16 protein-coding genes are annotated in these 22711 nt (G+C 66.4%); 8 read left to right on the forward strand and 8 right to left on the reverse strand.

The genetic code is table 11. The annotated features are described in order from the left end of the window. Nucleotides 1–97: 97 nt before the first annotated feature. Nucleotides 98–961, reverse strand: coding sequence for a methylglyoxal synthase (locus ABRP17_RS08790; protein WP_349985421.1), 864 nt, complete (start codon nucleotides 959–961; stop codon nucleotides 98–100). Between the two features lie 185 nt (nucleotides 962–1146). On the opposite strand from ABRP17_RS08790, the gene ABRP17_RS08795 reads away from it, so the two are divergent. After that, nucleotides 1147–3924 carry an ATP-binding protein gene (locus tag ABRP17_RS08795; protein WP_349985422.1) on the forward strand — a complete coding sequence of 926 codons (2778 nt, stop codon included), beginning with the start codon at nucleotides 1147–1149 and terminating at the stop codon, nucleotides 3922–3924. Between the two features lie 13 nt (nucleotides 3925–3937). Here the strand turns inward: ABRP17_RS08795 and ABRP17_RS08800 are convergent, their stop codons facing one another. The 3 genes from ABRP17_RS08800 to ABRP17_RS08810 form a co-directional block, all read right to left on the reverse strand. Next, the gene (locus ABRP17_RS08800; protein ID WP_192081991.1) at nucleotides 3938–5383 is read right to left on the reverse strand and encodes an FAD-dependent oxidoreductase; all 1446 of its coding nucleotides are present in this window, start codon (nucleotides 5381–5383) and stop codon (nucleotides 3938–3940) included. Between the two features lie 70 nt (nucleotides 5384–5453). Next, a complete protein-coding gene (gene gltB / locus ABRP17_RS08805; RefSeq protein WP_192081992.1) occupies nucleotides 5454–9908 on the reverse strand; it encodes a glutamate synthase large subunit in 4455 nt (1484 codons plus the stop codon). A 168-nt stretch (nucleotides 9909–10076) separates the two neighbouring features. Continuing rightward, nucleotides 10077–10463 (reverse strand): I78 family peptidase inhibitor, encoded by a 387-nt coding sequence (locus ABRP17_RS08810; protein ID WP_188325616.1) that lies wholly within the window; start codon nucleotides 10461–10463, stop codon nucleotides 10077–10079. 118 nt (nucleotides 10464–10581) lie between these two features. On the opposite strand from ABRP17_RS08810, the gene ABRP17_RS08815 reads away from it, so the two are divergent. Further along, a complete protein-coding gene (locus tag ABRP17_RS08815; RefSeq protein ID WP_192095530.1) occupies nucleotides 10582–11646 on the forward strand; it encodes a DNA topoisomerase IB in 1065 nt (354 codons plus the stop codon). Here the strand turns inward: ABRP17_RS08815 and ABRP17_RS08820 are convergent. Continuing rightward, nucleotides 11630–11974, reverse strand: coding sequence for a hypothetical protein (locus ABRP17_RS08820; RefSeq protein WP_188325618.1), 345 nt, complete (start codon nucleotides 11972–11974; stop codon nucleotides 11630–11632). The genes ABRP17_RS08815 and ABRP17_RS08820 overlap by 17 nt on opposite strands. 223 nt (nucleotides 11975–12197) lie before the next feature. On the opposite strand from ABRP17_RS08820, the gene ABRP17_RS08825 reads away from it, so the two are divergent. From ABRP17_RS08825 to ABRP17_RS08845, 5 genes are all read left to right on the forward strand, one after another. Beyond that, nucleotides 12198–13325 carry an SDR family oxidoreductase gene (locus tag ABRP17_RS08825; protein ID WP_188325619.1) on the forward strand — a complete coding sequence of 376 codons (1128 nt, stop codon included), beginning with the start codon at nucleotides 12198–12200 and terminating at the stop codon, nucleotides 13323–13325. 142 nt (nucleotides 13326–13467) lie between these two features. Continuing rightward, complete coding sequence (locus tag ABRP17_RS08830) at nucleotides 13468–14898, forward strand: XVIPCD domain-containing protein (protein ID WP_349985423.1); 1431 nt, start codon at nucleotides 13468–13470, stop codon at nucleotides 14896–14898. A 440-nt stretch (nucleotides 14899–15338) separates the two neighbouring features. Continuing rightward, the gene (locus tag ABRP17_RS08835; protein ID WP_349985424.1) at nucleotides 15339–15704 is read left to right on the forward strand and encodes a hypothetical protein; all 366 of its coding nucleotides are present in this window, start codon (nucleotides 15339–15341) and stop codon (nucleotides 15702–15704) included. A 95-nt stretch (nucleotides 15705–15799) separates the two neighbouring features. Then, nucleotides 15800–16186, forward strand: coding sequence for a BlaI/MecI/CopY family transcriptional regulator (locus ABRP17_RS08840; protein ID WP_188325620.1), 387 nt, complete (start codon nucleotides 15800–15802; stop codon nucleotides 16184–16186). A gap of 3 nt (nucleotides 16187–16189) precedes the next feature. Beyond that, entirely contained in the window at nucleotides 16190–18028 is a 1839-nt protein-coding gene (locus ABRP17_RS08845) for a M56 family metallopeptidase (protein ID WP_349985425.1), read from the forward strand. Nucleotides 18029–18098: 70 nt separating this feature from the next. Here the strand turns inward: ABRP17_RS08845 and ABRP17_RS08850 are convergent, their stop codons facing one another. Further along, the gene (locus ABRP17_RS08850) at nucleotides 18099–18353 is read right to left on the reverse strand and encodes an I78 family peptidase inhibitor (RefSeq protein ID WP_223202946.1); all 255 of its coding nucleotides are present in this window, start codon (nucleotides 18351–18353) and stop codon (nucleotides 18099–18101) included. Nucleotides 18354–18653: 300 nt separating this feature from the next. Between ABRP17_RS08850 and ABRP17_RS08855 the strand changes: the two genes are divergently transcribed. Next, entirely contained in the window at nucleotides 18654–19151 is a 498-nt protein-coding gene (locus ABRP17_RS08855; protein WP_349985426.1) for a hypothetical protein, read from the forward strand. Nucleotide 19152: 1 nt separating this feature from the next. Here ABRP17_RS08855 and ABRP17_RS08860 read toward each other — a convergent pair whose 3' ends face one another. Together ABRP17_RS08860 and ABRP17_RS08865 are read right to left on the reverse strand one after the other, a co-directional pair. Then, nucleotides 19153–20178, reverse strand: coding sequence for a ribonuclease H-like domain-containing protein (locus ABRP17_RS08860; protein WP_349985427.1), 1026 nt, complete (start codon nucleotides 20176–20178; stop codon nucleotides 19153–19155). Then, the gene (locus ABRP17_RS08865) at nucleotides 20175–22664 is read right to left on the reverse strand and encodes a DEAD/DEAH box helicase (RefSeq protein WP_349985428.1); all 2490 of its coding nucleotides are present in this window, start codon (nucleotides 22662–22664) and stop codon (nucleotides 20175–20177) included. Before ABRP17_RS08865 ends, ABRP17_RS08860 begins: the two co-directional genes overlap by 4 nt. Between the last annotated feature and the right edge of the window lie 47 nt (nucleotides 22665–22711).

Here is a 22711-nt window from a genome sequence, read left to right on the forward strand (position 1 = left end):
CGTGCGTGGGGCGTGCCATTGGAATTCGTGCGTTATGCACCTGGTAGCGCCGAGCCGTGCTCGGCGAGCGCAGCGGCGACGGCGTCACCGGTCCGGGTCATCGCCGCTGTGCGGCGGCGATCGCCCAGCGTGTGGCGACCGCGGGGGCGGTGATGCACACGGCGCGATCGGTGACGGTCGTGACGGCGCGTTCCAACAGCTGGATGTCCGCTTCGTGCTGGCGCGCGACGTGGGGGTCTTCGAAGAAGATCGCACGTTGGCAATGGCCTTCCAGCACCTGGTCGGCAATCTGTGCGTCGCCGCCCAGTGGGCCGCTCTGGTAGCGCGTCACCCACGGTTGGTCGAGGGGCCAGCCGCGGCTCCATGCCAGTTCGTTGAGTCGCTGGCCAGTGGTTCCCGTGCCGATGCGCGAGGCGAAACGGGACAACACGTCGAAGTGCTCGGCGGCGAATGCCAGCATCGCCGGCTTCATCGCGTCGTGGGCGATCAGGGCCAGCGTCTGGTGGCCGAACGCATGCAGGTCATCGGCACCCGGATCGGCCGTCCATCCCGCATGCACGCGTTCCACTTCCACCCAGTCGCGGGCGCTGGCAACGGTGGAGAGGAAGGGTTTGCCGTGGATGACGCACTGCCGCTTGAGCGCGATGGCCTCGGGGAAGATCGATGACGGGTCGACCGGGTCGATCAGGTAGATGGCACCGTCCAGCGTGCGTTCCGGCCCCATGCCGACCACTTCGGCCACCAGCTTCATCAAGCCGCCCTCACGTCCGTTGGGGTAGCGCGTGAGCTGCGTGGTAGCCTGCAGCAGACCGTAGTGCTGGATCGCGTCGAAGGTGCGCCCCACCGCATGCAGCGACAGCTCCAACTCGGCGATGCCGGCGTGGCAGGCGCGCAGCCAGCGGAAAAGTGCGGCGTTGCCGTCATGGTGATGAAGCCGGTTGGCTGCAAGGCCAAGTCGCATACGGTCATTCTCCTGTGGCGTCGGCGAAGTGTATGCCGTTGATGGCGTCGCGCCGAGCCGCTTATGCAGCAATCCTGATGGCCCGCTACGCGCAGGCTGCTAGCGTCGGCAGGTCATGGATCGCGGACAGGGAGAACATCGGGGTGGGGAGCAGGGGCATCACCGGGTACGTGTCTGGACTGGCCATGCTGCTGGCCGTATCGCTCGCGGCCGTACCGGCGCGCGCGGCCACGCCGGAGACCGATGCGGCCGCCAGCGCCGGGTGTGGCATGCGCCTGGGCGCCGACGACGAACGGCCTGTCATCCGCCTCGGCTTTCCCAACGACCGCGCACCGCTGTCATCAGGCTCGGCGCGTAATCCCGGTGGTGTGCTGCCGCTGCTGCTGGCGTTGCTGCCCCAGGCCTCGTTCAAGGTGCAGGCGCTGCCCACCGATGAACTGCGTCGCCGTATCGCGCAGGATGAACTGGACGCCGCCATCGGCCTGCCCGTCCGTGATCTTCCTGCGCACTGGCTGCACTCCGGCGGCTATCTGCGTGTTCCCAATGTCATCGTCACGCGCCGACAGGGCATCAGTGTGCTGGAGGCCAATGACCTGCAGGGACGGCGCATCGCCGTCATCGATGATCTGCCGCACGGATGGCGCCCCCCTGATGCGCACGTACAGCGCAGTACCGATGCACGGCAGGCGCTCGCGCTGCTCCTGTCAGGCCAGGTGGATGCAGCCGTGGGCAACGCCCTTGTCATCGAACACGCGCGCAGGGCCACGCGGGCGGTCGGGCTGGTGGTGGGCGCCCCCGCCGGCTTCGATGACATCCTGGTGCTCGCCGCGCAACCCCGCTGCGCGCGATGGTTGATGGCCTTTGATCAACAGTGGCCTGCCTTGGCGCCGGTCATCGGTCGCGCCGCAGGGACGCCAGCGACCGCGCTGCGGATGGATGCCGATGGGATGAAGCGGCCGCTTGCGCTGCTCGGACTGGCGCTCGCGGTGCTGGCGATCGGCCTGGTGCACGCCAACGGCTACTGGAAACTCAGGCGCGAGAGTCGGCGGCGCAGTCGGCTGCGACGCCGTATCGATGAGATATCGGACAACCTGCCGGTCGTGGTGTTCCACGCACGACGGCAGCGTGATGGGCGGATCTGCATGGATCTGGTGGTGGGCGACGTACCGCAGCTGTTCAGTGCATCGACGGGCGAACTGCAGGCGGATCCTTCGCGGGCGCTCGCTGCGCTGCGCGGTCGAGACCGTCGTCGTGTGCTGGCGACCCTGGAACGCGGCGCACGGCGCATCCAACCCGTGTCGTTCCGCTTCAGCGCCCACGGTGTGCGGGGCATGCGCTGCATTGCCATGCACGCATGGCCGACCCTGCAGCAGAACGGCGAGCAGCATTGGGCCGGCTATTGGCTGGACGTCTCCGACGAGCAGATGCGCGAACGCGCCATTGAACGCGCGCAGGCGCACGCCGCCGCCGATGCGGACGATCGCACCCGCCTTGCTGCTGCGCTGGGCAGCGGGATGGACGAGCCGACCCATGCCCTACAGCAGCGATTGGCGGTGCTGGATGATGGGCCTCTCGATGGACAACAGCGTGCCGCACTCGCCTCGCTGCAGGATGCCTCGACGATGCTGTCGCGGATACTCGACGACGTGCGCTCGCTGTCTGCGGGCGACGCGGCGGAGATGATGCTGCACGCAGCGCCGGTGGACCTCAGGCAATTGCTGATCGGCGTGGAGACGCTGTTGCGCCCTGTGGCGCTGTCCAAGGGCCTGGTGTTCCAGCAGCGGGTGGACAGCGAGGTAGCCGACTGGCTGGAGGTGGACGGCACGCGGCTGCGGCAGATCCTGTTCAACCTGGTCGGCAATGCCATCAAGTTCACTGCGCAGGGCGAGGTAACGCTCCGCGTGCAGTGGGTGGGCAACGTCGGCGCGTCACAACGCGTGCGTGTCGAGGTCGCTGACAGCGGTGTGGGGATCGCACCCGAGCGTCAGGATTCCGTGTTCGAGCCCTTCGCCCAGGCGACCTTGTCCACTACGCGGCTGTACGGCGGCACCGGACTCGGCCTGGGCATCTGCAGGCAACTCGCGCAGCGGATGGGGGGAAACCTGCGCCTGCACAGCGTGCCTGGGAAAGGCACCGTGGTGGCGGTCGAACTGGAGCTTCCGCGCAGTAGCCCGGTGCGCTCCGACGCACCCGCGCTGCGCACTGGACCGACAGGCGCCGTTGTCCAACCGGCGGCACCACACTGTGTGCTGGTCGCCGAAGACGATCCCACTCAACAGGTATTGATGCAGTGGTGGCTGCGTGGCATGGAGCTGGACGTAGAGGTGGTCGCCGATGGCGTCGCTGCACTGGAGCGCTGGCAGGTCACGCGGCCAGCGCTGCTGTTCACCGATGAGCGCATGCCCGGCCTGGATGGACAAGGCCTGGTGCGGCAGGTCCGCCTGCGGGAAGCGCAGCTGGGGCTGCCACGCACCCCGATCATCGGCATGAGCGCCGATACCGATGGCCTGCGCGACCTGCCTGTGGACTACCTGCTGGCCAAGCCGATAAGCAGGGCAACACTGCAGGCAGCGATCGTGATGGTCGCACCCGCGCTGCTGGTTGCGCCCGGGGTGGTGGATGCGGCGGCGGCCCGCGCCCGCGCCGACGTGCCGACGCTTTCGGTCCTGGCGGGCCGCTTTGGCAGCGAGGAGGTCGCCCGCGCGCTGGCGCAGACGCTGCGGAGCAGCCTGGAAGACGACCTGTTGGCGCTGCAGCGCGAATGGCAGCAGGAATCGATGCAGGCCGCCGCGCAACGATTGCACCGCATGTCGGGCGGCGTGGGCAGCGTCGGCATGACAATGTTGTCCGCCGAACTGCGCGAGCTCAGCGAACGCGACGCGCCCATAGAGGAGGCCCAACGCATGGCGGTGGCGATCCACCTGCGCGCGTGCATCGCGCAGCTGCAACGCCTCACACCCTAGCGCTGGTCAGCGCTCAGCTGGCCAGCAAGCGCACGATGCTGGCGGCGGCGTCGCGTCCCTCGGCGACCGCGGTCACTACCAGGTCGGCTCCGCGCACGGCGTCCCCGCCGGCGAACAGCCGCGGATGGGCGGTCTGGAAGGGCAGGCGGTCTTTGCCGCCGACCTGCAGCCGGCCATTGCTGGCCGCTTCCACGCCCTGCGCGGACAACCAGTCCGGTGCACTGGGCGAGAAGCCGAACGCGATGATCACGATGTCCGCTTCCAGCAGCGATTCGCTGCCCTCGATCGCGACCGCCGCCTGGCGGCCGTTGGCATCCGGCTCGGCCAGCCGGGTTTCCACCACGGTCACGCCGATGGCCTCATCGTCCGCGCCGGCTTCAATGGACAGCGGCTGGCGGTTGAACAGGAAGCGCACCCCCTCTTCGCGGGCATTGGCGACCTCGCGCGCCGAGCCGGGCATATTGGCTTCATCGCGGCGGTAGGCACAGGTCACCTTCGCTGCGCCCAGCCGGATCGCACTGCGCACGCAGTCCATTCCGGTATCGCCGCCACCCAGCACCACGACGCGCTTTCCGTTGAGATCCGGTACCGCGATCTGATCTTCCCAGCCGGCGATCGGCCGCCCTTGGGGATTGTCACCGCTGACGATGCGGGCGTTCTGCACCAGGAACGGCAGGGCCGGCAGCACGCCCTTCAGATCCTGCCCATCCAGCCCGCCATCGGTATACCGGTACGCGCCGGTGCCCAGGAACACCGCGTCGTGCCGCTGCAGCAGGTCGTCCACGCTGACGTCGCGGCCGATCTCCACGCCCAGGCGGAACTGCACGCCCATGCCTTCCAGCACCTCGCGGCGCTTGCGGATCACGTCCTTGTCCAGCTTGAAACTGGGGATGCCGAACTGCAGCAGGCCACCGATCTGTTCGTAGCGGTCGTACACCACGGCGGTGATGCCGGCGCGCGCCAGCCGATCCGCGCAGGCCAGCCCGGCCGGGCCGGCACCGATCACCGCCACCGTGCGGCCGGTCGGCTCCACTGCGCTCAGGTCAGGGCGCCAGCCGCGGGCCAGCGCGGTATCGACAATGTATTTTTCGACCGCGCCGATGGTCACCGCACCGAATTCTTCCAGCGTGCAGCTGCCCTCGCACAACCGGTCCTGCGGGCATACGCGGCCACACACTTCCGGCAAGGGATTGGTGCTGTGGCACAACGTCGCGGCTTCTTCGATGCGGTTCTCCTGCACCAGCTGCAGCCACTGCGGAATGGCGTTGTGTACCGGGCACTTCCAGCTGCAGTACGGATTGCCGCAGTCCAGGCAGCGGCCGGCCTGGAACTGGGCTTCTTCCTTGCCGAACTTGCCGTACAACTCACCCCAGTCGCCGGAGGTGCGCAGTTCGACCGGGATGCGCTGCGGCATCGTCCGGGGCAGGTCGAGGAACTGGAATGCGTGCTTGCGGCTCATGGCGTGCTCTGCCTGTCGGCGTGAAGGTGCGGCGGGTCAGTGACCGGCAGCACCAGTGGAAAGGGCGCGGTCATGCGGCGCGACGCAGGGTTTCGGTCAGCGATTCAATACTCGCGGCCTTGGGCTTCACCAGCCAGAACTTGCCGATGTAATCGCGGAACTCGTCCATGATCTGCTGCGCCCAGATGCTGCCGGTCAGTTCGCGATGACGGCTGATCAGGCGATGCAGGTGCTGACGATAGTTCTCGAAGCCCTCCGCCGACACGCGGTGGATGTCGATCAGCTCGTGGTTGTAGCGGTCGACGAAATCACGGTCCACGTCGAGCACGTAGGCCAAGCCACCGGTAAAGCCGGCGCCGAAGTTCAGGCCCACCTTGCCCAGCACCAGCACCACGCCGTCGGTCATGTATTCGCAGCAGTGGTCACCGGCGCCTTCGATCACCGCCAGTGCACCCGAATTACGGACCGCGAACCGTTCGCCCGCACGCCCTGCGGCGAACAGTTCGCCGCCGGTCGCGCCGTACAGGCAGGTGTTGCCGATGATCGCCGTGCTGCGTGCTTCGAAGCGCGCGCCACGCGGCGGACGCACCACCAACCGGCCGCCGGCCATGCCCTTGCCGACGTAATCGTTGGCTTCGCCTTCCACTTCAAGGTGCAGGCCACCCACATTGAAGGCACCGAAGCTCTGCCCGGCGGTGCCGCGGAAGCGCAGCTCCAGCGGGGCGTCGGCCATGCCCTGGTTGCCATGCGCGCGGGCAATGGTGCCCGACAGGCGGGTGCCGATGCTGCGGTCGGTGTTGTGGATCAGGAAGCGGTGGTCGCCGCCGCGCTTGTGGGCGATGGCATCGGCCAACAGGCCATCCATCTGCGTGGCCAGGCTGTCCGGCGATTCGTACAGGCGCTGCGCCGCGCAGTGGCTGCCCTCGTAACTGGCATCCACCAGCAGGCGCGACAGATCCACGCGCACGCCTTCGCGCGGTGCGGTATCGATCTGGCGCAGCAGTTCGGTGCGGCCCACGATCTCCTGCAGCGAACGCACGCCCAGGTAGGACAGCCAGCCGCGTACTTCTTCCGCCAGCAGCTTGAAGAAGTTCTCCACGCGTTCGGGCTGGCCGGTGAAATACTGCTCGCGCAGGCGTTCGTCCTGCGTGGCCACGCCGGTGGCGCAGTTGTTCAGATGGCAGATGCGCAGGTACTTGCAGCCCAGCACGATCATCGGGCCGGTGCCGAAGCCGAAGCTGTCCGCGCCGAGGATCGCGGCCTTGACCACGTCCAGTCCAGTTTTCAGTCCGCCATCGGTCTGCAGGATGGTGCGGGCGCGCAGATCGTTGCCGACCAGCGCCTGGTGCGCTTCGGCGACGCCCAGTTCCCACGGCACGCCGGCATACCGGATGGAACTGACCGGCGATGCACCGGTGCCGCCGTCGTGGCCGGAAATGGTGATCAGGTCCGCGCCCGCCTTGACCACACCGGCGGCAATCGTGCCCACGCCAGCGTGGCTGACCAGCTTCACCGACACCAATGCGGTCGGATTGACCTGCTTGAGGTCGTAGATCAGCTGGGCCAAGTCTTCGATGGAATAGATGTCGTGGTGGGGCGGCGGCGAGATCAGGCCGATGCCCGGCTTGGCATAGCGCAGCCGTGCGATCAGTTCGTTGACCTTGTGGCCAGGCAGCTGTCCGCCTTCGCCCGGCTTTGCCCCTTGGGCCACCTTGATCTGCAGCACTTCGGCGTTGACCAGGTACTCGGCGGTGACGCCGAAGCGTCCGGACGCCACCTGCTTGATCTTGGAGCGCTTCTCCGTGCCGTAGCGGGCCGGATCTTCGCCGCCTTCGCCGGAGTTGCTGCGCCCACCCAGACGGTTCATCGCGATCGCCAGCGCTTCGTGCGCTTCCGGCGACAACGCGCCCAGGCTGATCGCGGCCGTATCGAAGCGCGGGAACAGCTCGCTGGCCGGCGCCACCTCATCCAGCGGCGTCGGTGTCGTCGCAGGTACCAGTTGCAGCAGATCGCGCAGTGCCGATGGCGGACGGGCGTGCACCGCATCGCAGTACGCCTGCCAGTGCGCCGGATCGCCCGAGCGCGACGCGCGCTGCAGGCTCATGACCACGTCCGGGTTGTACATGTGGTACTCGCCGCCGTGCACGTATTTCAGCAGGCCGCCGACGTCCGGCTGCACCTGGTCATCCCATGCCTGCACGGTCAGCTCGCGGGCTTCTGCATCCAGCCGTGCGAAGCTGACACCGCCCACGCGCGACGGCGTTTCCGGGAAGCACAGGTCCACCACGTCCGGCTCCAGCCCGACGATCTCGAACAACTGCGCGCCCCGGTAACTGGCCACCGTGCAGATGCCCATCTTGGAAATGATCTTCGACAGGCCCTTGTACACGCCCTTGCGGTAACGCCGACCAATCTGCGACTGCTCGCCGCCCTTGCTCAGCTTCAGGATGCCGCGACGGCCGAGGTCGAACAACGTCTGGTACGCCAGGTACGGGTATACCGCAGTGGCACCGAAGCCCAACAGGCAGGCCATGTGGTGCGGGTCGCGCGCGGTGCCGGTTTCCAGGATCAGGTTGACGTCGCAGCGCAGCCCGGTGTTGCACAGATGGTGGTGTACCGCGCTCGTAGCGAGGAGGGCATGCACCATCGGCCGGTCCGTGACCGGGTAGCGGTCGGACAGCAGCAGCATGACGATGCCCTCGCGCGCGGCCTGCTCGGCTTCGGCGCAGATGCGCTCGATGCCAGCCCGCAGGCCTTCTTCCTCGCTGTAGGACAGATCGATCAGTCGGTTGGCATCGACGTACTGCTCCATCTTCAGCAGCTGGCGCAGCTTGCGCTGGCTGAGCACCGGCGAATTGAGGATGACGTGGTTAACGGTCTCCGCGCCCGCATGGAAGATGTTGGTCTCCTTGCCCAATTGGGTGGACAGGGACATCGCGCAGTCTTCGCGCAGCGGGTCGATCGGCGGGTTGGTGACCTGTGCGAACGCCTGGCGGAAATAGTCGTACAGCGGGCGGCTGCGTTGGCTCAACACCGCCATCGGCGTGTCGTCGCCCATCGAGCCGGTGGCTTCCTGTTCGGTTTCGGCCAGCGGCCGCAGCACCTGCTCCACCTCTTCGGTGCTGAGCTGGTACAGCTTGTGATAACTGCGCAGGGTGCGCGCGTCGAACGGCTCCTCCACCAACGAAGGGTCGATCAGCTCGGTCTGTAGATAGGTCACGCCCTGCTGCAGCCACTGCTTGTACGGTGCGCGACCGCGGTTGATGCGGTCTACCGCATCCGAATCCAACAGGTCACCGCGCTTGAGGTCGATGGCCATCATCTCGCCCGGGCCCAGCTTGCCCTTGCGCACCACGCGCTCGGTCGGCACTTCCCACACGCCCGCCTCGGACGCCACCAGGAAGTGGCGGTCGGAGGTCAGCATCCAGCGCGCCGGACGCAGGCCGTTGCGGTCCAGGGTGCACACCGCATAGCGCTCATCGCAGGCCACGATGCCGGCCGGGCCGTCCCACGGTTCGCTGTTGAGGCCATGGAATTCGTAGAACGCGGCCAGGTCGGGATCCTTGAACTCCAGCGACTGGGTCGCCGGCGGCACCAGGATGCGCAGCGCCTGGATCAGCTCCATGCCCGCGCTGACCATCAGCTCGAGCATGTTGTCCAAACTCTGCGAATCCGAGCCGTGCATGGAGATCACCGGATCGAACTCGCCGATGTCGAAGCGCGGCGTCTTCCAGACCTTGCTGCGCGCCTGCGCCCAGCGCCGGTTGCCTTCGATGGTGTTGATTTCACCGTTGTGGGCAAGCATGCGGAACGGATGCGCCAGCGGCCAGCGCGGCAGCGTATTGGTGGAGAAGCGCTGGTGGAACACGATGGCGCTGGAGGCCAGGTCACTGCGCTGCAGGTCCAGGAAGAACCGCGACAGCTTGTCCGGCAGCACCATGCCCTTGTAGCTGATGGCATTCGGGCTGAGCGTGGTGACGTAGTAATCGGCGTGCTCGCGCAGCGTCTGCTCGCTGCGGCGACGGGCCAGGAACAGTGCCAAGGTAAAGGCCGCGTTGTCCTGTGCATCGCCGGCATCGACGAAGATCTGCTCGATGTGCGGCAGGGTGTCGCGCGCCAGTTGTCCGCAGACGCTGTCATCGGTGGGCACCACGCGCCAACCGCGCGGCTGGGTTCCGGCCTTGACCAGCTCGGCTTCCAGCGCAGTGCGGCACGCTGCAGCAGCGGCTTCGTCGTGTGGCAGGAACACCACGCCGGCCGCGAAACGCTCGCCGACGCGGATGCCGGCCTCGCTGGCGATGGCCTTCAGGAACGCCTGCGGCCGGCGCAGCAGCAAGCCGCAGCCATCACCGGTCACGCCATCAGCGGCCACGCCACCGCGGTGGGTCATCCGCGAAAGCGCGGCGATCGCGGTGTCCACCAGCAGCCGCGAGGGCTGGTCATCAAGCTGGGCCACCATGCCAAAACCACAGGCATCGCGCTCATGTTGCGGGTTGTAAAGCCCTTGGCGGTTGCGGGGGGCCATCTTTGCCTCGTCGTCAGGTGAGCGGCGACACTTGCCCCCGCCCAATCCTTGGAGCGTGTATCAGGAGGCCACCGGATACTTCGACTAGATCATAGATGGTGCAATGCCGCAACACACGGTTGCACGCGCAACCAAGGCGCTGGCAAGTGCTTGCCAGCGCTCAGGAAATCAACCGCAGCGGACGCCGGTGACCACGTTCTTTTCGTCCACTTCCACATTCAGGCGCTCGCCCACGAATTCCATCGTGGTCATGTCGCCGGGACGCAGCACGCGGAGGTCACGCGCCGCCGCATCCTGCTGGGCCTGGCCACCGAGTTCATCGGTGAACGGCTGGCCGACCAGGCTCTGCACCTGGGTGGCATCACAGTTGCCGACAGGCGGCGCTTCGGTCGCCTTGCCGGTTTCATCGGTGGGCGCGGTCGCGCTTTCGGCGGCTTGTTGCGCCTGGGCGGTAACGGCGTCCTGTTCGTCCATCGGCGGCGCCGAGCAGGCGGCCAGGAACAGCGTAGCGGGGAGCAGGATCAGGAAGGGGCGAGAGAACTGCAGGAACGACATGCGGACTCCAGAAGCGTACGGGGTGACGAATACGTGAGCATACCGGCTGATGGCCGCTGACGTGTTCGTGTTGCGTTATTGACGCCGCCTCGCACTCGCCCCCGCCACACTGCCCGCCATGAGCCAGACGCCCGTAACCCCTGAAAAAACCGCCGCCCGTGCCGCCGGCCTGCGTTATGTGGATGACAGCCAGCCCGGCTTCCGGCGTCGCCGTGCCGGCAAGGGATTCGCCTACCGCGATGCCGATGGCCACGCTGTGCGCGACGCGGAGACCTTGGCCCGCATCCGCTCGCTGGCGGTGCCGCCGGCCTATACCGATGTGTGGATATGCAGCTGGCCCAACGGCCACTTGCAGGCAACCGGCCGCGATGCCCGGGGTCGCAAGCAATACCGCTATCACGCCGAGTGGGCGCGGGTGCGCGGGGCCGGCAAGTTCGATCGCACCATTGCCTTTGGTGAGGCGTTGCCAAAGCTGCGTCGGCGGCTGGGACAGGATCTGAGGCGCAGCGGCTTCCCGCGGGAGAAAGTGCTGGCCATTGTCGTGGCGCTGTTGGCCGACACGCTGGTGCGCGTGGGCAACGAAACCTATGCGCGTGAGAACAAATCCTTCGGCCTGACCACCCTGCGAAATCGTCACCTGGCGCTGGTGTCCGGAGGCCGGGTACAGATGCGTTTCCGTGGCAAATCCGGCCAGCATCACGAGGTGGAGATCGGCGACAAACAACTGGCCAAACAGGTGCGGCGGATTCAGCAGCTCCCCGGCCAGGCGCTGTTCCAGTATCGCGACGACGACGGCACCGTGCAGCCGGTGGACTCCGGTGAAGTGAACGACTACCTGCGCGAGGTGATGGGCGAAGAGTTCACCGCCAAGGATTTCCGCACCTGGGGTGGCACCGTCGAAGCCCTCCGCGTGTTCGCCGTAACGGAGCTGCCGGAGCCGGCCAGCAAGACGGCGCTGGCCGCCGCGCAACGCGAGGTGGTGTGCAAAGTGGCGGACCTTCTGGGCAATACGCCCGCGGTGTGCCGCAAGGCGTACATCGATCCCAGTGTGTTCGACGGCTGGGAGCGCGGTGAGCTGACTGCGCTGGCCGGGTTGCGTGGGCCGCGTCAGTGGGAGCAGGCGACCCTGCGCTACCTGCGCAGGGCACGCCGGGTCAGCAAGAAACTCAGCCGCAGTAAATAGCGGTGATGTTGTTGGTGCGGCCGGTTTCGATGGTCAGCCGGTCGCCGCCCTGATGCGCCGCACCGGCCGCCGGATCCGCACTGCCGCTGGCGGTCGGGCCGCTGCGCTCAAGGGTGCCGCGCAGCACCTGCACCTGCAGGCTGTCACTGTCCACGCGGGCCCGCTCTACCGTGGCCGCTGAGGCCGCCAACCCAACCGCGCCCTGCACCTTGTCCAAGTGGCACTGGCCGGAAATCACGCCGTCGATGGGCTGGACCTGGGCCAGTGGCGTGCTGCTGCAGGCGGCCAGGGAAACGGCCATCGCGGCCACGCTCAGATAACGGATCATCGGTGCAGCTCCAGTGTCGTTGAGGTGCCTAGCGTGCCGTGTCGCGCGTGGTGCCAGGATGAACGCCTGCACACGGTGGGCACGTTGCATTCACTGGCAGTGGAAGGCGGAATGTCCACACTGGTTGCACGTTCCTGACGTGCCGCTTCACCGGTAGCGCGGCGCAATGCCCCGCGGTTCTCATGCGGCACGTGCTGGTAAATCCGTGTCGAAAGGAGATCTCATGGCAACCGCCAAGACCACCACCACGAAGAAAGCTCCCGCCCGAAAGAAAGCCTCCCCGAAGGTCCGCAAGGGCACCCGCGCCACCGCAGCCGCCCCTGCCGAAACCGCCGTACGCAAGCGGGTAGTCAAGACCGCCACCCGCAAGACAGCCGCCACCGACGAGCGCGGCGCCCGCGTTGCTGCACGTCAGCGCCGTCTGCAGGATCAGGAAAAGGCAAAAGACGTTCGCGCCAGCAAGAAGGCCGCCAAGAAGAAAGTCACTCAGGCCGGTGCACGCAAGCAGCCGACCAAGATGCCCGCCCAGACCATCGCCAAGCCCGGCAACGAGCATGAGCTTTCCCTGTCGCCACGCTTCCTCGCCCCGGATTACGTCGGCAGCGGCAAGCTGAAGGGACTGCGCGCGATCGTGACCGGCGGTGACTCCGGCATCGGCCGAGCAGTGGCGGTGTTGTATGCCCGCGAGGGGGCCGACGTCGCCGTACTGCACCTCGATGAGCACGAAGATGCCGACGTCACCCGTCAGCATGTGGAACAGGAAGGGGGACGCTGCATTGTCATTGCCGGTGACGTGCGCGATCCGAAGTTCTGCAACCGCGCAGTGAAACAGGTCGCCAAGGCGTTCGGTGGTATCGACATCCTGGTCAACAACGCCGCGTTCCAGCTGCATTGCCATCGCCTCGAAGACCTGGACGACGCGCACCTGCAGGAAACGCTGCAGACCAATATCGGTGGCTACATCCAGATGGCGCGGGCGGTGCTGCCGCATCTGGGTGAAGGATCGAGCATCGTCAACTCGGGCTCGGAAACGGGCTTGTTCGGCAGCAAATCGCTGATCGATTACTCGGCGACCAAGGGCGCGATCCACGCGTTCACCAAGGCGCTGGCCAGCCAGCTGCTGCCACGCGGCATCCGGGTCAATTGCGTTGCACCGGGTCCGGTGTGGACCCCACTGAACCCGGCCGACAAAGAAGCACCGGATGTCGGCGAATTTGGCCAGAACAGTGACATGGGCCGCGCCGCGCAGCCGGAAGAGTTGTCGCCCGCGTACGTCTTCCTTGCCGCACCCAGCTGCTCCAGCTATATCAGCGGCGTGGTGCTGCCGGTGATGGGCGGCCCGCACGGCTGACCACGTCAGGCACCGTCGGCTTCCTCTCGCCACCGAGAGGGAGCTGACGCCAACACGCCAGAGTGTGCCCCTGGTCAAACCCACCCCCTGCGCCGCGTCGCTAGCGTGAAGCTCCGGCTTCAGGGGGGTGGAGGTTTGACGCATGACCGAGATCAACATCAGCGCCGCTGCGGATGACGTAGTGGCGCTTCTGCGCTCGCAGCGTGCACTGGAGGCCGCCGCGCAGCTGCAGACACTGCGGGAGGCGCAGACGCTCGTCGTGCAGGAAGCGCTGGAGCGCTATGTCGCGGTTCGTGCGGCGCCGGAGCTTGCGGCGCTGGGGCAAACGGGAGGCGTTGTAGCGGCGGACAGGGCCACCGTCACGCCGATGCTGGAGCGGTTGCACGCGGCGTCGCGACCGCCGCGGATGCCGGCGTCTACCGAAACCGCCACGCTGAGCCAAGCCCAGCAGCATGACGTGTATGGAAGCATGGTGGAGCTGCGTGGCGACCAGGCGGCGCGGGAAGCCATGGCGACTCAGGATCGGGTGATCCTCGGGTTGCGCCAGGAAACCCGTACAACGGATCGAAGAGGTCAAGGCGAGTTCGATGATCGTATTGTGGTGCTATGGAGGGACGCTGGTGGGCAGGGACATTCGCGAGAGTTCATCGAAGCCAACACCGAGCCGTCTGCGCAGTACGATGGCCATGCGAAGACGACGCCCGCCAGTCCGGGGTTTACCAACGTCATTACGCGCCGCAAGACGGAGGGCGAAGATGTCAACGCAGATCGTATAAGGGACCTTGGCCGGCTCGCAGAAGGAACGGTCGAGATGCGCGCCACTACACACCCTCGATCTGGTCACCCGGATGAATTTTCGCTACGTCCAACGGCCGCTGCGGTCAGAGCAGGGGCGTATGCGGTGGAGCGTGACAGCAATGGCGACGGGTGGTTTGACACTCGAGATATCCACGGCGTGCAGCGCCTCAACACTACCTTCAAGATTCATCGCGGTGGTGACGAGAACACCTACTCGGCAGGGTGCCAGACCATCCAGACTTCCGAGTACGATGCGTTTGTCGAGACGGTCCGCGGTACGCCTGGACAGGGCAGTTGGCACTACGTACTGACCTCAGTCTCAAGGGAGCAAAATCAGCACATCGCACAACCCAACGATCTGGGACCCATTCGCGATCCGCGACAGTCCGAGCATCCTGACCACGCCTTGCAACAACAGATAAGCCAGCGCCTTCATGATATGGGGGGGCAATATGCAGATAGTGCGGATGACTACAGCTTGGTGCTATTGCATGAAGCGAAATCCAGCGGAATCACACGCGTAGACCAGGTGATAAGCAGCAATCCTGTCGGAGATCGAGCCGCGGGGGAGACGATCTTCCTTGTGCAAGGGGTGGCCGGAGACCCCGCCTCACTTCGTGTCGGGGTAAATGCTGCCGAAGTTACTGGAACTAGTGTGGAGACCAGTCTTCGGAAGCTGGAGTTGCAGCAACAGGAACATGAGCAAGCCCCGCCGATTCATGCTCAAGGCGATGCTGTGCAACAGGCCAACGCAGTGATGCAGAGAGGACACTGAGTATGTTTACAAAGCACGCGCGAGCGTCAAAAATCTCTCTGCCAATCGTAAGCATCTGCTTCGCTTCGTTTCTCGCGAGTGTGCCAGCTTCGTCGCTCGCCATGGGGACGGGGTCAACCCCAGAACCTGTTATCGGAGCTGTTCATAGCGATGACGGGCTGCCTCCACTTCCTTCAGCTTCGGGCTCTGGCAGGCGTGGGGGAATCCACGGAACACTGCCGGTGGAGGCAAAGGCTGTGCTAAAGCATCTGCAGTGCGTAGAGGATGATTCATCCAAGCACCAGATCTTTACGATTCCAACCCAAGGAGGTCGATCCGACTTCATGGTCACTGATCGCAGCGGGTCAAGCTTTCGTTATTGGATACGCTCATTCGCCGGCACCGGAGGCACAACCGGTTACTTGGCCCAATTGAACGGCTGCCCGGCATGGACAGTCGGGATGCGGGCCTACATTTCCAAGGACGGTCGTGCACCCGAGGATGTAACTGCGACAATTCTTGCTCGTGGTGGCTTCCCGGACGAGAAGGTGATGAAGAAGTATGTGGACCAGGGAGCGAGTGAGCTCTTTGCACAGGTCCGCAAGCTGGATCGAGTACCCGTCGTCAGATGGGTTGCAGAGGCCGATCCCGATCAAGAACTGGTTCTGGACAACCGCACGTTCGATCACGGAGGGCTGGTGCATGGCGGATTCCTGGTGTGGGCAGGTGACCATTTCGAAGTCCGACAGAAAGTGGCGGCGGCCATGTGGCCCTGTGACGGCAAGCCCATCGACTGTGATGACGACCCATTCGTAGAAGGGCGCTGACCCCGGACCGTTCGTCGGTCCATGACCTTCGGGGGGTTGACTACAGTTGTCGCTACGGGCACGGTAGCGACACGTGTAGTCAACCAGGACGTGTCATGCGCCGTAAGACGATCGGGGACCAGGAACTGGCCCTGCTGCAGTACATCGATGAAATCGGGACGCCCAGCGTCGGTGAAGTGGCGGTGGGCTTCGGCGAGCCACGCGGTCTGGCGCGTTCCACCGTGCTGACGATGATGGAGCGCCTGCGCGGCAAGAACTATCTGCGTCGCCAGCAGGCTGACGGCATGTACCGCTACCAGTCCACCGCCGCACAGGACAGCGTGGTCCAAGGGGCCATCGCGCAGTTTGTCGACCGCACCCTGCAGGGCTCGGTGTCGCCGTTCGTGGCCTACCTGTCGCAGCGCGAGCAGGTGAGTGACGATGAACTGGCCGAGCTGGAAGCCTTGGTCGAACAGCTGCAATCACGCCGGCAGGAGGGCTGAGCCATGGAGACGACCGTGATCACGATCGTGGAGCGACTGGCCTGGACCAGCGTGCAGACCGCGTTGCTGGTTGGGCTGGTGTGGGCGGTGTGCCGGCTGGTGCCTTCGCTGGGCGCGGCCACGCGCTGCCGCCTGTGGTGGCTGGTGTCGCTGCAGGCAGTGGCCGGACTGTTCTGGGCCCAGCCGTTGCAGCTGGCGGTGCTGCCCGCGCCTGCGCTGGCAGCCGACACCTTCATTGCCGGTACCGACGTCGCGTACGCCCATGCGCCGGCGCTGCCGACAGCGCAGGTGGTCAGCGCTATCGACACGGTGTCCAGCGCTGCCATCGGCGCTGCGCCGTGGTGGGCGCTGGTCCTTGCTGCGCTGTGGATCAGCGGTGTGCTGGCCATGGCCTCGCGCACGGCCGCCGAGCGGCGGCGCACTCGGGCCCTGCTGGCCGCCGCACAGCCGTGCGCGGACCAGACGCTGGTGGAGGCGCTGAACCTCGCCGCCGAAGCACATGGCCTGCGCCGTGCCCCCCGGCTCTGGATGAGCGCACAGATCGATGCACCGCAGGTGGTCGGCCCGTTGCGCCCGGTGCTGCTGTTGCCTGCTGGCGCGCGTGCGCTGCAAGGTGATGCACTGGACCTGGCACTGACCCACGAACTGCAGCATCTGCAGCGGCACGACCTGCAGTGGGGACTGCTGCCCGCCGTGGCGCAGCACCTGTTCTTCTTCCATCCGCTGCTGCGTTTGGCCGTGCGGGAATATGCGCAGGCCCGCGAAGAAGCAGTGGACGCGGCGGTTGTCGAGGGGCGCAGCGAGCGCCGCCAGGATTACGGGCGCTTGTTGCTGCAACTGGGCGTGATGCCGCGGCCGCACCTGGGCGTTGCCAGCGCCGCGCCGAGCACGGCCAGCCTGAAACGCCGGCTGCTGTCATTGCAGCAGCGGCACGCCTGCCCGAAGGCTGTCGCGGTGGCGCTCACTGTTGCGGTGCTGGCCATCGGCGTGCTGCCGATGCGTCTGGTCGCTGCGCCGCCGCCGCCCGCACCACCCGCTGCGCCGGCTGCACCACGTGCTCCCGTGCCACCAGCGCCCCCGTCGGCACCGGCCGCACCGCCAGCCCCCGCCGTGCCCCCCGCAACCGACCTGCCTGCCGCACCACCGGCCCCTGCAGCACCGGCTGCACCCGCCGCACCTGCCAAAGTGCAGGAGAAAACGACAAGCACCACCACGATCATGCGGAGTAGTGATGACGACAGCCTCAGCATGATCACCCACGGCGAGCTGGACCTGGGTAAGCGCCCGGACCGCGCCTATGTGCTGCTCGACGGCAACGCGAGCTACGCCCACGGTGCAATGGACGACGTGAAACAGGCACGCCGGGATCTGGGTACCGATTCGCAGGCGTTCTGGTTCCGTCAGGGAACAGAGCGCTACGTGGTACGTGACCGTACCCTGCTGCTGCAGATGCAGGAGGCCTATGCGGATGCGGCGCGAATCGGGACCGAGCAGGCGAAGCTCGGCCGACAGCAGGGTGAGCTGGGCCGGCGCACCGGCGAGCAGGCGCGCGCTGTCGCCATGGTGGCGCGGGAAGAGGCGCTGCGTGCCGTCCGCCACAGCATGGACATCAACCGCGATGCCGCTGCGGAAGCAGCACGTGCCTCTCTCGAGGCCAGTCGTGCCGCGAAAGACGCGCGCGGGAATGCGGAACTCGCCACGCTGGCACAACGCCAAGCCTCACTGGGCGCGGAGCAGGCTGCGCTGGGTCAGCGGCAATCGCAGGCGCATGCACGGGCGGCACGCGAAGCCGAAAAAATCATGGCCCAGGCGCTGCAGGATGGGCGAGCGCAGCGACTCTGAGACACAGGCGGGCAGGGCCTTTTCGCGGTCTGCGGAAAGGCCCCGACCCTGGCACAGTCGCAACGTAACGTCAGCCGCAGCTGGCGCCCTCGATCTTGTTGGCCTCATCCACGCGGATCGTCAGCCGATCCTCGCGGAAATCCATCGTCACCGCCATGCCCGGCTTCACTACGCGGGCATTGCGTGCCCCCGAGTCCCGAACGGCTTTCGCGATGACTTCTTCGCTGGCGGTCTTGCCCACCAGCGCGTCCAATGTATCCGGACGACACTGATGGCCCTCGCCGCCCGCGACGTGGGGCTTGGGATCGCCAGCGGGGGGATCCATGCCCGGCGCAGCACTGCTGCATGCGGTGAGCGGCAACAAAGAGCCGAGCAACAACCAGCGGTTCGATAGCATCGTGGATCTCCCAGGTCGATTGGATGAAGAACTGTCCCATCAGGCGCCATCCGGCGTAAACAGGGAGTCAAACCGCTATCGGCTGATGAACGCAGGCCGTTTCCATTACGCTGGCGGTTGCGCGTTTCGAAGAACGGAAGGTCACTCGTGGTGGAACAGGTCATCCGGCTCAATGCTGCCTTGGAAAGCATTCCGGGCCTCAGGGAGGTGTCGGTTCAGAAGATGGACGTGGGCGATCTGACCGCCGATGACTTCTCGCTGCTGCCCTATGCGGATCTGCCACTGGGTGCGATGAAACGTACCGCAGGCGGGCGTGCGGATGAGCTGGTCATCTGCATGGACTTCGCGCTGGAGGAGGGCGTACGCGGCCTGCTCGGTCTGGAATTCGTATCCTGGTGGGTGCGTGATGCGGCCCGTGCGGGCGCCGCCATGCAGGTGCGCAGCCTCGCATTGCCACCCATCGGAGAGCAGTTCGGATCGACCCTGCGATTCCGCATCGACTGGTTCTACACCGATCCGGACAATGACATGCAGCGGCTGCTGGCGGCCGTGGAAGCGCTGGCGACCGATCTGGAATCAACCATCGCGCAGCAGGACATCGTCAAACGGATCGAGGGACGGAACGGGCCGGCAGCGGTCGTTCCCGGTGATCGTCCAGGACGTCCGGCGCCGCCACAGCCTGTTTCAGCCGGATTGCGTACGTTGTTCCGCCGCAAGCCGCACTGACCTACCCGCCGGCCAGCGCGAGCGTCTGCCGGTCCTGTGCTTCTTCGTGCACCAGTCGCTGCATCAGCAGGGCCAAGGTCACCACGTCCTGGTGGTTGTGTTCGGCTACGCGGCGCAGGTTCACCGCATCGCCGCCGCGCAGGTAGCGCAGCCACGCCGACGGGGCTTCCGACCCGGGCAGGTCGTCCTCGCGGACGATCTTCAGCAGTTGACGCTCAATGGTGGCCAGGCGGCAGTTTTCCCATACCCCGCGATAGCGCCGGCGCGTTGGATACAGCAGGTCGACATGGTCCAGCGGGGTGATCGGATCGCCCTGTCGCGCCAGGCGGTACCGCGTTTTCAGCAGGGGCGCGTCATAACTGCGGCCGTTGTAGCTGGAAAACACCGTGCCCGGCGCCAGCCAACCGGTGAAGGTACGCAGCATCTCGGCTTCTGCCGCCATGGTGGAGATCATCAACTGGCGGATGCGCAGCCCCGCTCCGCGCGTCGGATCCACATGCCAGTCCGCCGCGCCGATCATGAAGGCGCGCGTGCCGGTACCACCGGCCAGGCCGGTGGTTTCGGTATCGAAGAACATCAGGTCACGCGGTGACACGTGCTCGGTCTCGCGCTTGGCGAAGGCCAGTGACAGCGGTACCGACGGGATGTCCTGCGGCACGAAGGATTCGATCAGGTGCAGGCCCGGTGCGATCTCGTTGCCCGGCAGGTGGCGGTCAAGTGCGCGTGCGCGACTGGCCGGTGCGGCGTCACTGCTGCGATCACGTACGCCCAGCAGACGGCGCAGGCTGGAGGCATCCGCGACGGCGCGCGGGGCCATGGCGACACCCGTTGCCTTGTGGCGGATTTCCTGTTCTACCCAGGCGAACACCGACCGTGCGGCGGCAGGCTGCCTTGCATCGTTTGCGGCGCCAGGAAGCGCCGGCTCGGGAGGGGCCGGTACTGCTGCGGGCGCAGGCGCAGGCGCCACCGCCTTGGCATCCCCGGCCTGTCGACGCAGCAGCCGCAGTTTGTCCAGGCTCAGGCTCACGGTGCCAACAGCTCCATCGGATCGACCACGGTCACGGCAACATCGGGCACTTCTTCGCAGGCCACGGCATCGAACAGATCCAGCACCCGCAACGCCAACGCGCGCGGCGTGGTGTCGTCGGTTTCCTGCGCGGCCAGCACCGGGCCCACGCAGGCGGGGCAGCCGGCCTTGCAGTCGCAGCGTTGCACCAGCTCACGCGCGCGCTGCACCAGCTCCTGCTGGCGCATCCATAGCGGCTCGCTCAGGCCCACGCCGCCGGGGAAGTTGTCGTACAGATACACCGTCGGTACGAACTGCTGCAGCAGCTCCACCGCTGCCGGATCACCTTCTTCGCCCCGCAGTTGCCCGCGGCCGGTCTGGTCGGCGATGGCGAACCAGGCGCCGTCGCCGTTGCCTACCGCCTTCTGCAGATCGCGCGCATCGGCCATCACCGCCACGGTCGCCACGATGTGAAGCGCGTACGCCGCGCCCAGGAAGCCGTCCAGCGCATCCTGCTTGCTGGCGAACGCTCGCAGCAGCAGGGCCTGCGGCAGTTGCCACCACACCGCCGTGGTATGCAGCTCCTGATCCGGCAGGTTGACCGGGCCGTAGCCGATGTTTTCATGGGTGTAATAACGGATCTTCTTGTAGCCCGCCACGCGACGTACGACGTGCACCTCGCCATGGTGGGAATCACCGCGGCCGGCACTGTTGCCATCGAAACGGTCCAGCACCTTGAGCTTGGTGAAGTCGATGCTGTCGGTGTAGTAGTCCACGTGGGTACGCGTGACGTAGGCCTTGCGGCCTTCCCAGTCCAGCGTCTCCACCTGGTACGGCGTGGACTGCACCATGTGGATGGCCCCTTCGTACAGGGTCAGCGCGGCCGCCGAATAATCCACCTCGGCGATGATCTGCTGTTTGCCGCCACTGCGGTCCACCACCACGAAGTTGCCATCGGCCACCGAGCGCAGGCTGACCGCGTTGGCGGGATAACTGTCGGCGATCCACTCCCAGCGTTCGCCCTCGCGGTGCACGACCTCGGTTTCCGCCAGTGCTTCCAGGAATACCTCCGGGTCGATCGGGCCGAAGCCATCGCCGACCAGGAACGGGAGCTCGAAGGCCGCGCAGCGGATGTGGTCGAACAGGATCAGCGGCTGGTCCGGCGCGATCCGTGCATGCTCCGGCGATGCCTCGGCGAAGAAGTCCGGATGCCGCACGACGTACTGGTCCAGCGGCTGCGAACTGGCCACCATCACGCCCAATGCCGGTTGCTGGCGACGCCCGGCGCGGCCGAAGCGTTGCCACGTGGCTGCGACACTGCCCGGGTAGCCGTTGAGGATCACCACGTCCAGGCTGCCGATATCCACGCCCAGTTCCAGCGCGGAGGTGCTGACGATGCCGTCGATCTGCCCGGCGCGCATGGCCCGCTCGGTCTCGCGGCGCTCGGTTGGCAGGTATCCACCGCGGTAGGCGCGGATGCGCGCCGGCTTACGCGGATCGTGGTCGAAGATGTCCTTGAGGTATTTGGTCAGCACTTCGACCATCAGCCGGCTCTGCGCGAACACCAGTGTCTTCAAGCCGGATTTGATCGCGATGCGGGCGATACGGTTGCTCTGCGAGCGTGCCGATGCCCGCAGGCCGAGATCCGGGTTGACCACCGGCGGGTTCCACAGCAGTACCTGCTTTGGCCCACTGGGCGCCCCGGATTCGGTGATGGCGGTGACCGGGGCCTCGATCAGTGCCTCGGCATGCTGCTGCGGATTGCCGATGGTGGCCGAGCACAGGATGAACTGCGGTTGCACCCCGTAGAACGCGCAGATGCGCTTCAGCCGACGCAGCACGTTGGTGACGTGGCTGCCGAACACGCCCCGATAGGTGTGCACTTCATCGATCACCACGTAGCGCAGGTTCTCGAAGAACTGCGCCCACTTGGTGTGATGCGGCAGGATGGCCTGGTGCAGCATGTCCGGGTTGGATACCACGATGTCGCCGTGCAGGCGGATCGCCTGGCGGGCATCACCCGGTGTATCGCCGTCGAAGGTAAACGCCTTTACGCCCAGGTCACCGGCGCGGTTGAGCTCCAGCAGGTCGGCCACCTGATCCTGCGCAAGCGCCTTGGTCGGGAACAGGAACAGCGCCTTGGCCTTGTGCTGCATGGCCGCGCTGATCACCGGCAAGGTGTAGCAGAGCGACTTGCCGCTGGCGGTGGGGGTGACGATGGCCACGTGCTCGCCGCGTTGCGCTGCCTCCCAGGCCTGCGCCTGATGGCTGTAAAGCTGGTCGATGCCGCGCGCCTTCAAGGCCGCAGCCAGTGCAGGCGGCACGCTGTCCGGAATGGGCGCGTAGCTGCCTTCGCGGCCGGGGATGGCGAAGCTGCCGGTGATGCGGTCGTGGTAACGGCGCTGCAGGCGGGTGCTGAGCAGGGCGCCATCGCGCGCCGGCAGGCCGTCGCGGGTGGCGAGCTGGTGCTCGGCGTCGGCGGTGCGCTTGGCGAGTTCGTAGGCCATGGGAACACAGATTACAGGGGGTGACATGGCACCACAGATGGGTCTCA

The organism is Stenotrophomonas sp. WHRI 8082 (genome assembly GCF_040223995.2).
Classification (GTDB): Bacteria; Pseudomonadota; Gammaproteobacteria; order Xanthomonadales; family Xanthomonadaceae; genus Stenotrophomonas.